Raw genomic sequence first — 15044 nt, forward strand, 5'->3', positions numbered from 1 at the left:
GCTGAGTTCACTTTCTCCTGAGAAGAGAGCATGGCTTCAGAAGCAAATGCAAAAAAAGGAGAATAAAGAAGCACTCCCGTTGTCTTATGCACAACAACGTTTGTGGTTTATGGACAGATTTAACCCAAACAGTTCTTTATATAATATTCCAACAGTATGGCATCTAAAAGGAAATTGGATACCTGAAGCATTAGAGAAGGGATTCAATCGACTCATTGAACGTCATGAATCATTACGAACTGTTTTTAAAGAAATAGGAGAACAGCCTGTGCAACAAATTGTCGAATTCCTTCCTAGAGCATTACCTGTAAGGGATTACTCTCAACTTCCTCTAGAAGTAAAAGAAAAAGAGGTAAATAGTTTAATTGCGAGCGAAGCGCAAGAACCATTTGATTTAATGAATGGTCCTTTAATTCGTAATCAGCTTGTTCAATTAGAGAAGGATGAATGGTTATTACTGTGTACGATGCATCATATTATTTCTGATGCTTGGTCCATTGGTATATTCATGAATGAATGCCTTGCTTTCTATGAAGAAGAAACGGGTGGAAATCCTGCTAAATTAAGTTCATTATCTATTCAATATGCAGACTTTGCGAAGTGGCAAAAGGGGTGGTTGCAAGGTGATGTGCTAAATCGTCAGCTTACGTATTGGCAGGAAGAATTGTCTGGTGAGCTTCCTATCTTACAACTGCCAGTGGATCGACCTCGACCGGTTAAGCAGACTTACTCTGGGGCTGCGCATCACGTGATTTTTCCTTATAAATTGCTCAGTCAATTGAAGGATATAAGCCGACAAGAAGGATCCACTTTATTTATGACTTTAATGGCCGCATACCAGAGCTTTCTTGCTCGTTATACGGGACAAAAAGATATTCTAGTTGGTAGCCCGATTGCAAATCGGAACCATAAGGGAGTAGAAGGATTAATTGGTTTCTTTGTTAATACGTTGGTTTATCGATCAGATTTGAGTGGCACCCCTACCTTTCAGGAGATTTTGAACCAAACAAAGAAAAAAGCGTTAAAAGCTTACGAATATCAAGATATACCATTTGAAAAAGTGGTAGAAGCTGTGCAACCTGAACGAAGCATGAGTCATTCCCCTATATTTCAGACCATGTTTACGCTACAGAATATAAAACAAGAACGACTAGATTTGCCTGATAGAAGTATTGAAATGGTAGAAAGTAATATGTCTATTGCTAAATTTGATTTGAGCTTAACTGCCTATGAAGTGGAAGAAGGTCTATTCGTCTCATTTGAATACAACACGGATTTATTTGATAGTAGTACCATTGCACGTATGGCAGGACATTTTGAGAACTGGCTAAATGAAATCACGTATCATCCAGATGAATCATATACAAAGCTGTCAATGTTATCGGATACTGAGCAAAAACAACTCCTAGAAGAATGGAATGATACGGACGTAGTTTATGGTCATGATTGTATGATTCATGAGCTATTTGAGCAGCAAGTTGCACGGACACCTGACGCAGTGGCGGTAGTTTATGAGGGTGGAAAGCTAACGTATCAAGAACTAAATGAAAAATCGAATCAATTGGCACATTTTCTACAAAAACGAGGTATCGGACCTGAATCATTGGTTGGTATATGTATTGAACGTTCTCCTGATATGATTATCGGTCTCTTTGGGATTTTGAAGGCAGGTGGGGCTTATGTCCCACTGGACCCAAGTTATCCTGAAAACCGCCTGAGATATATTTTGGAGAATTCACAAATTCAAGTGCTGTTAACAAAAGAGGCACTACAGGACTGGTTACCTAAAGATATTCAAGCAATTTGTTTAGACCGGGATCAAGTGATGATTTCTAAAGAGAGTAATTTAGCTCCGGTAAGTGGAGTAACAGCAAATAACTTAGCCTATATTATATACACTTCGGGTTCGACGGGAAATCCAAAGGGGGTAATGATTGAACATCATTCCGTTATCAACCGCCTACAGTGGATGCAGAAAAAATACCCATTGTCCGAGGAGGATACAATCCTACAAAAGACACCGTTTTCATTTGATGTTTCTGTATGGGAATTATTTTGGTGGTCATTTGTAGGAGCACGTGTTTGTTTACTTCCACCAGGAGGAGAGAAAGATCCTGCGGTGATTGAGGAGTATATTGAACGATATCGCGTGTCCACCATACACTTTGTTCCGTCGATGTTATCTACTTTCTTAGATTATATAGAACTATATAATTCGAAAAGGGATGTATCGTCTTTAATTCAAGTTTTTACTAGTGGAGAAGCGTTAAACACTGAGCATGTTCGCCGGTTTAAGGGGATCTTTTACAATGTTCAGCAAACAAAGTTAATTAACTTGTATGGTCCTACTGAAGCGACTGTGGATGTGACTTATTACAATTGTGATTTAGAAAAAGAAGCAATGATTATTCCGATTGGTCGTCCAATTGATAATACAGAGTTGTATGTGTTAGATCAATATCAACAAGTAGTCCCGATTGGTGTGGCAGGGGAACTTTACCTTGGAGGAGTAGGATTGGCACGTGGCTACTTCAATCGACCGGATTTAACTACTGAACGTTTTATTCCGCATCCTTTTAAGGACGGGGAACGATTATATCGAACGGGTGACTTGGTGAGATATATGAATGATCGTAACTTAGAATATATTGGAAGAATAGATAACCAAGTTAAAATTAGAGGATTCCGAATTGAATTGGGAGAAATTGAAGCAGCTTTACATGATCACTCATCTGTAAAAGAGGCAGTCGTGTTGGTGAAGGAAGAACGACCAGGAGATAAGCAGTTAGTAGCTTATGTAGTGGGTGAAGGGGATGCTGGAGAATGGCGTGAATATCTCAAGAAGCAATTACCACATTATATGGTTCCGGCATACTTTTTCCAAATTGAAGGTATGCCACTCACTCCAAATGGTAAAGTGAATCGGAAAGCATTATTGGAATTAGAAGAACAGTTCATAAGTGAAGATATTACTTCATCACGAACACCAGTGGAGGAGCTCATCGTTTCCGTTTGGAGCCAAGTGTTAGGAATAAAAAATATTAGTGTTCAGGATTCCTTTTTTGAAATCGGTGGTCATTCACTACTAGCTACTCAAGTAGTGTCACGTTTACAGAGAATTTTTCAAATCGAATTACCAGTACGTGAACTATTTGAATATACAACGGTGGAGTCACTGGCAAAGCGATTAGAACAGTTACGTAAAGGAGATAAAAAACGAGAGATTCCGCCACTAATACCAATGAAACGAGGAGAAGCTATTCCACTATCTTATGCCCAACAACGTTTATGGTTTATTGATCAATTTACACCTAATAGTGCCCTTTACAATATGCCAATGGTATGCCGTCTTACAGGGAATTGGCTACTTGAAGCATTGGAAACGGGATGGAATCAACTAATAGAACGTCATGAATCACTGCGGACGGTCTTTCAAGAGGTGAATGGTCAACCCGTACAGCAAATTGAACCGTATGCTTTTCAATCAATTCCGAAAACGGATTTAACTATGCTTTCTTCTGAAGATCAAGAAGAAGAAGTTAAACGTTTAATTCAACAAGAAACAGAAGTACCATTTGATTTAACAGAGGGTCCATTAATCAGGACAAGTATTTTGCACGTGGGAGAGGAAGAATGGATACTCCTTTGTACTCTACATCATATCATTTCAGATGGATGGTCAATGGGAATCCTACTTGAAGAATGGATGGCATTTTATGAGAAAGCAACGGATGGAAAGGTAGCGGAACTTGAACCATTACCGGTTCAATATGCCGACTTTGCTCAGTGGCAAAAGGGATGGCTAAAGGAGGAGGTGCTTGATCAACAACTCCAATATTGGAGGGAAGAATTGTCTGGGGAGCTTCCTGTACTCCAACTTCCTGTGGATCGCCCGCGTCCCGCAATACAAACACATCACGGGTCGACATACACTCTGGTTCTGCCAAGCACGCTACATGATAAATTGAATGAACTTAGTCGAAAAGAAGGGGCTACACTCTTCATGACGCTTTTAGCTGCATATCAAAGTTTTCTATCTCGTTATACGGGACAAGAAGATATTCTGGTCGGAAGCCCAATTGCGAATCGGAATTATAGAGAAATTGAAGGACTAATTGGTTTCTTCGTTAACACGCTGGTTTATCGAGCTAATTTGAGTGGTAGACCGACATTTCAAGATGTACTGTATCAGGTTCGTCAAAAGGCATTGAAGGCGTATGAATATCAAGATATTCCATTTGAAAAAATTGTAGAAGTTGTGCAACCGGAGCGAAGTACAAGTCATTCGCCAATTTTCCAGACTATGTTCATCTTGCAAAATATGAAACAAGAGTTACCGGTGTTATCTAGTAGAAGTATTGAAATGATAGAAAGCCATAGTCCAATTGCAAAGTTTGATTTAAGTGTAATGGCAGTTGAGACGGAAGAGGGATTACTTTTTACTTTTGAGTACAATAAGGATTTATTCAATGCTACTACTATTGAACGGATGGCAGGACACTTTGAGAAATGGCTACATGAAGTTTCTCATCGCCCACAAAATCCGTTGCATGACCTGAGCATGCTATCAGAAACCGAGCGTACTTTGTTATTAGAAACATGGAATGACACTGTAATGGAAATGTCTCATCAGGGTCTTATTTGCGACAAATTTGAGGAGCAAGTAGCAAGGCGTCCTGATGCGATTGCGGTAGTTGATCAAACAAAACAGTGGACTTATGGTGAATTGGATACACAAGCAAATCAGTTGGCAAATGTTTTACAGCGAAAGGGAGTAGCTCCAGAGTCAGTGGTAGGGGTTTATCTTCCGAGATCAGCTGAGCTGATGGTAAGTTTACTAGGCATTTTAAAAGCTGGTGGAGCTTATGTCGTTTTAGATCCGTTGTATCCAAAATCAAGGTTAGAATACATGATTGAAGATGCAGGAATTCAATTTGTAGTGACGGCGGAAGGACAAGACGGACATTTCGCACACGTCGAAATGGTGAGGTTAGAAGAATTAACGGTGGAAAGCGTAATCGTACCTACACGTCAAATAAATCCAGAGAACTTAGCCTATATTGTTTATACCTCTGGTTCTACAGGAAAACCGAAGGGTGTAATGGTTGAATATCGCTCATTAATGAATATGGTTTCTTGGCATCAGGAAGTTTATCATATTTCAGCAGAGGATCGTGCGACTCAGATTGCAGGGGTTGCTTTTGATTCGGCTGTCCAGGAGATTTGGCCGTATCTAACTGCTGGCGCAGCGCTCTACTTGTCAACAGAGGAACTGAGAATTAATCCAGAAGCACTAAGGGACTGGCTCATTGATTCACGAATAACAGCTAGCTTTGCACCTACGCCTATTCTGGAAAGACTCTTGAAATTATCTTGGCCAGATAAAACGGATCTTCGTTTTATCATTACTGGTGGGGATCAATTAACGCAGTATCCATCTAACGATATTCCTTTTGCGGTAATTAATCAGTATGGTCCATCGGAGAATACCGTTGTTACCACAGATTGTTATGTACCTGTAGGAGTGACAACAGGTACGCCATCGATTGGTCGACCGATTGCGAATACAGAAGTTTATGTGTTAGATTCTCATCTTCAGCTAGTACCAACTGGTGTAATTGGAGATCTCTATATCGGAGGGAAGAGTCTTGCACGTGGATATGCTAATCGTCCGGATCTTACAAAGGAAAAATTTATTCCACATCCTTTCAAGTCAGGAGAACGTCTCTATTATACAGGAGACAAAGCAAGTTATCTTTCTGATGGTAATCTCCAGTTCCATGGACGTATAGATGACCAAGTGAAAATTCGTGGTTTCCGGATTGAATTGGGAGAAATAGAAGCTGTTTTGCAGGCGCATTCTTCTGTGAAAGAAGCTGTTGTATTGGTGCGAGAGGATAATCAAGGTGATAAGAGATTAGTAGCTTATGTAGTTGGTGAAGGAAGTGTCCATGAATGGCGAGAACATCTACAAACACATTTACCTAATTACATGGTTCCAACAAACTTTATTGAGATGGAATTTTTACCACTTACACCGAATGGAAAACTTGATTTGAAGGCATTGCCTATACTTAGTGAACAATCCGCTGAAAATACTGTATACCCAAGAACTCCGCTGGAAGAACTTATTGCTTCAGTGTGGAGTCAAGTGCTAGGAATAAGAGACATTGATGTTCAGGATTCTTTCTTTGAGCTCGGTGGTCACTCTCTACTTGCTACACAAGTGGTCTCACGCTTACAGGAAGTCTTTCAAATCAAATTGCCAGTACGTGAACTGTTCGAATATTCAACGGTCGAGGCATTATCGAAACGAATAGATCAGTTACGTAAGGGGAGCGGAAAACGAGAAATTCCACCATTGATGCCGATGGAACGAGGGGGAAATATTCCACTGTCTTATGCCCAACAGCGCTTATGGTTTATTGAACAATTTGCACCTAATAGTGCACTTTATAATATGCCGATGGTATGCCGGCTTACAGGGAATTGGTTACCTGAGGCATTGGAGTTGGGATGGAATCAGTTGATAGAGCGTCATGAATCTTTGCGGACTGTATTTTATGAAGAGGATGGCCATCCTGTGCAGCAGATTCAAACGTACGTTTTCCGTCCGCTTCTGCAAATGGACTTAAATAAGCTTTCATTAGAGGAGCGAGAAAGAAAGTTGGAGCAATGGATTCAAACTGAAGTCGAATCTCCATTTGATTTAGAACAAGGGCCATTATTCCGTGGGAAACTCATAAGAATTTCAGAAGAAGAATGGGTTCTTCTGTGTAATATGCATCATATTATCTCGGATGGGTGGTCGATGGAAATCTTGCTTCAAGAATGGATGGCATTTTATGAGAATGCGATTGGTGAAAAACAAGCAGAGCTGGAACCACTACAAGTTCAATATGCCGATTTTGCTCAGTGGCAAAGAGACTGGTTGAAAGATGAAGTACTATATCAACAGCTTGCATATTGGAAGGAAGAATTATCTGGTGAGTTACCAGTCTTAATGTTGCCAATGGATCGTCCGCGTCCGCCAGTGCAAACCCATCATGGATTAACTCATAATGTTTTGTTGTCACGCTCATTACTGGATAAATTAAACGAACTAAGTCGTCAAGAAGGGGCCACACTTTTCATGACCTTATTGGCATCGTATCAAAGTTTCCTTGCTCGTTATACGGGACAAACGGATATTATTGTTGGTAGCCCAATTGCAAATCGAAATTATCGAGAAATTGAGGGGCTGATTGGTTTCTTTGTCAACACTTTGGTTTATCGAGCTGATTTAAGTAATGCACCGGCATTTCAAGAGTTGTTGTCTCAAGTGCGGATAAAAGCATTGAAGGCGTATGAGTATCAAGATGTTCCGTTTGAGAAAATTGTAGAGGTTATCCAACCTGAACGAAATACAAGCCATTCCCCGATTTTTCAAACCATGTTTACTTTGCAAAATACGGGACAGAAGCTACCAGAATTACATGGAAGAAATATAGAAGTAATGGAAAGTAATGCTCCGATCACTAAGTTTGATTTAAGTTTAACTGCTGCAGAAGTGGAAGAGGGTTTATTACTTACTTTTGTTTATAGAACTGATTTATTTGACAGCTTAACTATTGAATCCATGGCTGAACATTTTGGGAACTGGTTGAATGTAATCGTGGAGAATCCTGATAAATCATTAGCTAAGTTGCCTATATTATCAGGATTACAGCAAAAACAGTTGGAGGAGTGGAATAATAATAATGTAGCATATCCACAGGAAAGTACGATTCATCAGCTGTTTGAAGAGCAAGTAAATCGTACACCTGATGCGGTAGCAGTGGTAGATGAAAAACAGCAGTTAACATATCGAGAGCTGAATGAAAAAGCTAATCAATTGGCCCACTATCTTCAGCAATGTGGGATTGGGACTGAATCATTAGTTGGAATTTGCTTTGAGCGTTCAGTTGAGATGATTGTTAGTATTATGGGGATCTGGAAGGCTGGAGCAGCATATGTTCCATTGGACCCATCATATCCAGAAAGTCGCCTACGATATATTTTGGAGGACACTGAAATTCAAGTATTAGTTACGAATGAGTCATTGGAAGGCTGGATACCCAAAGAAGTCAAGGCAGTTTGTCTAGATAGGGATCAGGCAATGATTTCAAAAGAAAGCATTCTTTCACCAAAATGTGAAGTAACAGGAGAAAACCTAGCGTATGTTATCTATACTTCGGGATCGACGGGGAATCCAAAGGGTGTCTTGATACAGCATCATTCTGTACTAAACTTGTCGCATGGTTTACAAAAAGAGGTTTTCGAACATGAGATACCATCTAACATGCATGTCGGTTTAAATGCGTCAATTGCCTTTGATGCATCTATTCAGCAATTACAAATGCTGCTTTATGGTTCAAGTTTGTATATTATTCCGAATGAAGTACGAAGTGATCCGGAACAGTTTGTAGCTTATATTAGGGAGAACAAGTTAGCAATCTTTGATATAACGCCTTCAATGCTTCAATTACTTATAGATGCCGGATTGTTAGAAACGTACGATGGCGTTCATGTTCCAAGTAAGGTATTGGTTGGCGGCGAAGCAATTATGCCGTCATTATGGGAACAGCTAGTAGAGACTGATAAAATGGAGTTTTATAATGTATATGGTCCTACAGAATGTACGGTTGATGCAACATGCTATCATATTAAAAAAGATAGTAAGAGAGTAACAATTGGGCGTCCATTGCCTAACATCCAAACTTATGTATTAGATAGAAATAGGTTGCCAGTTCCAGTTGGTGTGATGGGGGAACTTTATATCGGAGGAGCAGGTCTAGCAAGGGGGTACTTGAATCGTCCAGAGTTAACATCCGAACGATTTATTTCTCATCCATTCAAAGAAGGCGAGAGGTTATATAGAACAGGTGATCTTGTGAGATATCTTCCTGATGGTAATATAGCCTACTTAGGAAGAATAGATAATCAAGTGAAGATTAGAGGATTTCGAATTGAACTTGGAGAGATTGAGTCGACCTTACAGGAGCATTACTTAGTAAAAGAGGCAGTTGTAATGGTTAGGGAAAATCAGTCGGGAGATAAGAGGCTGGTAGCTTATGTAGTGGGCGAAGGCAGTTTAGAAGAATGGCGAGAGTATCTTAAAACAAAACTGCCAATCCATATGATACCTTCCTACTTTGTCGAAATGAAAGAATTACCGCTAACCATAAATGGAAAGGTTGATCGGAAATCGTTACCTATACCAGATTATCAAGGAACAAAAGAAGGATACGTGGCCCCAAGAAATGAACGTGAACATAGGCTTTCTATCATTTGGGAACGTGTGCTAGGTTCAAAACGTATTGGTATGAATGATAACTTCTTTGAAATTGGTGGAGATTCAATTCTTAGCATTCAGATTGTCTCGCGCGCGAAGCAAGTTGGTTTACAATTGACACCAAAACAAATATTTGAACACCAAACGATTGCTGAGTTGGCGCAAGTAGTCAAAGAAGAACAAGGTGTACAAGCTGAACAGGGAATTATAACTGGAGAGACGATACTTACACCTATTCAGCAAAGGTTTTTTGCACAAAATCATCCTAACCCACATCATTGGAATCAATCCATGTTCTTTAGAACGAAAGAGAAATTGGACATAGGATCACTGGAAAAGGCGGCAGGTAACCTTCTACTTCATCATGATGCTCTGCGTTTAAGATATGAACGTTTGCCTAATGGGGTTTGGAAACAGTGGAATGAAGGAATAGAAGAACAATTGATGCTTACTGTCATTTCATTAGACGAAGTGCCGGAAGCTGATTGGCATCAGGTTATTCAAAAAGAGATTAATGTTGCACAAGAAAGTTTGAATTTACATGATGGTCCGCTAATGAGAATGGTGTATTTTGATGAAGGTGAGCACGCTGGCCGATTATTTTGGACAATTCATCATTTAGCCGTGGATGGTGTTTCTTGGCGAATTTTATTGGAAGATTTGCAAACAGCATATACGCAAGTAGTCCAAGGGCAGAAAATTCAATTACCTATGAAGAGTACATCTTTTAAAGAATGGTCGGAGAAATTACATCATTACGCTGAAACTGGACTATCAAAAGAAGTGCTACATTACTGGGAGGAGCAGGCTGAACAAGACGTAGTTAAATTGCCGGTAGATGGTACTATAAGTAATCCAGTAAGCGCAGTAACTGAGGAAATTACTGTGGTGTTAAATGAGAATGAGACCCGTATGTTATTGCAAGAGACTTTAAGCACTCACCGTGTCCAAATCAATGAAGTATTATTAGCAGCATTAGTACAAGCTACGGCAGCATGTACGGGGCAGCCGATATTGAGCGTAGATTTAGAGGGACATGGTCGAGAAGAGATTATTGAAGATGTTGATTTATCGAGAACTGTGGGATGGTTTACAAGTATTTACCCAGTTCATTTAAATATTACTAGTGCTAATACGCCAATTGAAGCATTAAAAGCAGTTAAAGAACAAGTTCGCAAAATTCCTAATAAGGGTGTTGATTATGGGGTGTTGCGTTACATGAACGCAACAATGTGTGAGCAATTAAGCTCCCAATATACACCGTCTATTAGTTTTAACTATCTTGGACAATTTGACCAAATGTTTTCTAGCGATGCAATGTTTATTCCGGAGAACGAATTTAAGCGTTTAGATCATGCAGCCGGTTCCAAGCGATCGCATGTAATTGATGTAATTGGGGTTGTAACGGATGGAAAACTTCAGTTCACTTGGGTATACAATGTTGGACAATTTGCCAAATCAACGATTCAAAGTATTGCACAGAATATGCTATATCAACTGAGTACATTGATTCAATTTTCAGACAGAGAATCTGCACTGACCATTTCGGATTTTGCAATGGCTAATCTTAGCCAAGAAGGTTTGACAAATGTACTAAACAAAATGCATCGCGGAAAGAACAATCAGATTACTGATTTATATCCACTATCACCTTTGCAAGAAGGTATGATTTTCCACACATTGCATGACCAAGGGGATGAACATGTTGCACCGTATATAGTGCAATTGAGTTTTATGATTCGAGGAAAAATGAATATTCCTACATTTGAGCAGGCGTGGAAATCTGTAATTCAGCGGCATGAAATTTTTCGTACAGCATTTGTATGGGACGAAATTGAAGAACCTGTACAAGTGGTGTATGAAAATATCCCATTTAAAGTGAACAAAGAAGACTGGCGTACAATGACAAGTGAAGAGATAGAGGAAAAAAGAAAAGTCTTTTTGGCATTAGATCGAAAACAAGCCTTCCAATTTGATGAAGCACCATTGATGCGGGTAACAGTCATTCAAGAAGGTGAGGAAGAATATCGGATTGTTTGGACCCATCACCATATTTTACTGGATGGATGGAGTTTACCATTAGTATTTAATGAATTACTTACAGTCTATCAGAAGAGAATGAATGGAGAAGCTGTGAAGTTACCTAAGTCCTCACCATATAAGAAATATATCCAATGGTTAAGAGAGCAAGATAAGGAGCAGGCGGAACAATTCTGGAGAGAGAAGCTAAAAGGTTTTACTGCGCCAACTTTGCTGGGCTTAGAAAATAAAGAGGAAGAAAAAGGTTACACAGAGAAGGTTACGTATTTATCAGAAGAGCAGACTCAAGCGTTACAAGGATGGGCGAAACGCAATAAACTTACTTTGAGTACAGTAATTCAAGGTGCATGGGCATATCTCATGAGCCGATATAGTGGAGAAAATGACATTGTTTTTGGTGTAACAAGCTCAGGGCGTTCTACGGAGATTATTGATGTTGAAAACATCGTAGGTCCTTTCATTACAACGTCACCGACGCGAATTCAATTGGTGGATGATATAAAATTAATAGATTGGTTGCAGAAGATACAAGAGGAAGAGATAGAAAGAAGACAATATGAGTATGCTTCTTTGACAGAGATTCAGGGGTGGAGTGAAGTTCCTAGAGGAATACCGCTGTTCAATAGTTTATATGTGTTTGAAAATTATCCAGTGAAAGAGGAGTCTTCAGAAAATCTGGAAATTGGTGAATTGGAAGGGGTAGAACAAACCCACTACCCATTAGGGTTAGCTGTAGTTCCAGGAATCCAGTTATCGTTAAAGTTAATGTATGACCGTAGTAAGTTTAATAGAGTAACCATTGAACGAATGCTGGGTCATTTACACCAAGTGTTAATGCAAATGCTCAAAAACATTGATCAAAATCTATCGGAGCTAGTATATATTACGGAAGCTGAACAAAGAAAGCTATTGGAAGAATGGAATAATAATACTATATCCTATCCACGTGAGAATGCAATCCATCAACTATTCGAAGAGCAAGTAAATCGTACGCCTGACGCGTTGGCAGTGGTAGATGAAAAACAGCAACTAACATATCGGGAGCTGAATGAAAGAGCTAATCAATTAGCCCATCATTTACAGAAATGTGGAATTGGGACAGAGTCATTAGTTGGCCTTTGCTTTGAGCGTTCAGTTGAGATGGTTGTTGGTCTAATGGGAATTTGGAAGGCCGGAGCAGCCTATGTTCCATTAGATCCATCGAATCCGGAAAGCCGCCTACAATATATTTTAGAAGACACGGGAATTAGAGTGTTAGTTACAAATGAGGTATTACTAGGATGGATACCTAAAGACATTAAGACAGTTTGCCTAGATAGGGACCAAGCAATGCTTTCTCAAGAAAGCAAACTTTCACCAATATGTGAGGTAACAGGGGAAAACTTAGCGTATGTTATCTATACTTCTGGTTCGACAGGGAATCCAAAGGGGGCTTTAGTACAGCACCATTCTGTAATAAACCTATCCTATGGTTTACAAAAAGAAGTTTTCTCACATGAGATACCTAGTAATATGCGCGTCGGTTTGAATGCGTCAATTGCCTTTGATGTATCTATTCAGCAATTACAAATGCTGCTTTATGGTTCAAGTTTATATATTATTCCAAGTGAAGTTCGCACTAATCCAGAACAATTTGTGTCCTATATTAGGGAGAATAAATTGGAAATGTTTGATATGACACCTTCATTACTTCAATTACTAATAGATGGAGGATTGCTAGAAATAAGTGCTGATGTTCATGTACCAAGTAAGATATTAGTCGGTGGTGAAGCAATCATGCCGTCATTATGGGAACAGCTAGTAGAGACCGAAAAAATTGATTTTTATAACGTATACGGTCCTACAGAATGTACGGTTGATGCAACATGCTATCATATCAAAAAAGATAGTAAGAGAGTAACAATTGGACGTCCGTTGCCGAACGTTCAAACTTATGTATTGGATAAAAATTTGTTACCTGTTCCAGTTGGTGTAACAGGTGAGCTATATATTGGTGGTGCAGGTATAGCGCGAGGATACTTGAATCGTCCAGAATTAACAGCAGAGCGATTCATCTGTCATCCATTTAATGAAGAAGAGCGTTTATATCGTACGGGAGATTTGGTTCGTTATTTACCTGATGGTAATTTAGATTACTTGAGAAGAATTGATAATCAAGTGAAAATTAGGGGCTTTCGTATTGAACTTGAAGAGATTGAAGCGAGTATAGAGAGGCATCCATTGGTAAAAGAAGCAGTAGTTTTGGTGACAGAGGATAAATTAGGAGAGCAGAGATTGGTTGCTTATGTAGTTGGAGATGGTAGTATGCATGAGTGGCGTGAGTATCTCAAGACACAAGTACCAAATTATATGGTTCCCGCACACTTTATAAAGGTAGACGAGATTCCTCTTACACCGAATGGAAAAGTTGATCGAAAGGCATTGAACAGTTTAACAATTCAAAGAGAAAATAATTTGTCTACACCAATCATTCCAAGGGATGAAATTGAATATCAGTTGATTAAAATCTGGCAGGATGTGTTACAGATAGAAGATGTCTATGTAAATGATGATTTCTTTAATAGAGGGGGACATTCTCTCCTTGTAATTAAATTGATTTCAAAAATTAAGGAGAAGTTTGGAAAAGAGATTAAGGTGTCTACATTGATTAAGAATCCAACATTGGAAGGAATCGCATGCCTTATTCGTGATAAGCATGATATGACGAAATCAGTAGCAGGGCTAGTTCCACTACAAGAATCAGAAAAAAGACCTTTCTTCTGTGTTCATCCGTTTATGGGGAATGTATTCTGTTACATTCAACTAGCAAGATTACTTAAGAACCATTGTTCATTTTATGGTTTACAGAATCCTCTTATAGAAAAGGGAGAAATTGATGAATTGACCTTGCCGGAACTAATTCAACTTTACATTGAAGAAATCAAACGTGTTCAGCCAGAAGGCCCATATCGTCTTGGAGGATGGTCTTTAGGCGGTGCAATTGCTTATGAAATCGCAACTGTGCTAAAGAATCAAGGTGAGGAAGTTGAGTTGTTGATACTAATGGATACTAAAGTACCTTCAGAGCAGGACTATAAAACAACGGAGGATATGCTCTCATATATATATGAGCATCTCATTCCTAGAGATTTTACTGAGCAGGGGGAAGGCCTCTTCCATGAACAAGATATGCTTGTAGAGCGACTAATTATGGAGGGAGTACTCCCTCCTGATGCAGATCTTATGAATTTGAAGCAAGTTATCAATGCTCATAGGAAATGCCTGAACTTAATGGCAGAGCATGATTTAATACCATACTCTGGAGAAGTTCTCTACTTTAGTGCTGAGGAAGGAAAAGAGTTGTTTACAGATTGGGGACCTTTATTAAAAGGTAGAGTAAATAGGTATTCAGTCCCTGGATCACATGAGGAAATAGTAGACTTCCCCGCAGTTGAAAAGATAGCTAAGTACCTATTAAATGAATTTGAAGGGATAAAAGAAACATCCCTTTCATTAACCGAAAAGTAGAGAGTGCAAAAGATGCAACGCTATGAATGAAAAGGGCAGCCCAATAACTGCAAATAAAGTGTAGGCAATAATGAATATATCAAGAGTATTAATTTTTAAGAGGATAATGGAAAATTTACTTGATAGAGACATAGAAACCTATATGAGTTGCTCATAGAATGATGTAAATCCTCTCTATTTTTTG

General features: G+C 39.2%; 1 protein-coding gene. It reads left to right on the forward strand.

What is annotated here, in order from left to right; genetic code table 11:
• Positions 1-46 precede the first annotated feature (46 nt).
• Complete coding sequence (locus tag BAQ53_RS11620) at positions 47-14860, forward strand: non-ribosomal peptide synthetase (RefSeq protein ID WP_481747223.1); 14814 nt, start codon at positions 47-49, stop codon at positions 14858-14860.
• The last annotated feature ends 184 nt before the right edge of the window (positions 14861-15044 follow it).

It is taken from the genome of Bacillus sp. B25(2016b), from assembly GCF_001679765.1.
GTDB classification, from domain to species: domain Bacteria; phylum Bacillota; class Bacilli; order Bacillales; family Bacillaceae_G; genus Bacillus_A; species Bacillus_A thuringiensis_K.

Excerpts from the sequence above, each read along its gene's own strand:
- BAQ53_RS11620 (WP_481747223.1), top strand. The coding sequence starts at position 47 with ATGCAAAAAAAGGAGAATAAAGAAGCACTCCCGTTGTCTTATGCACAA.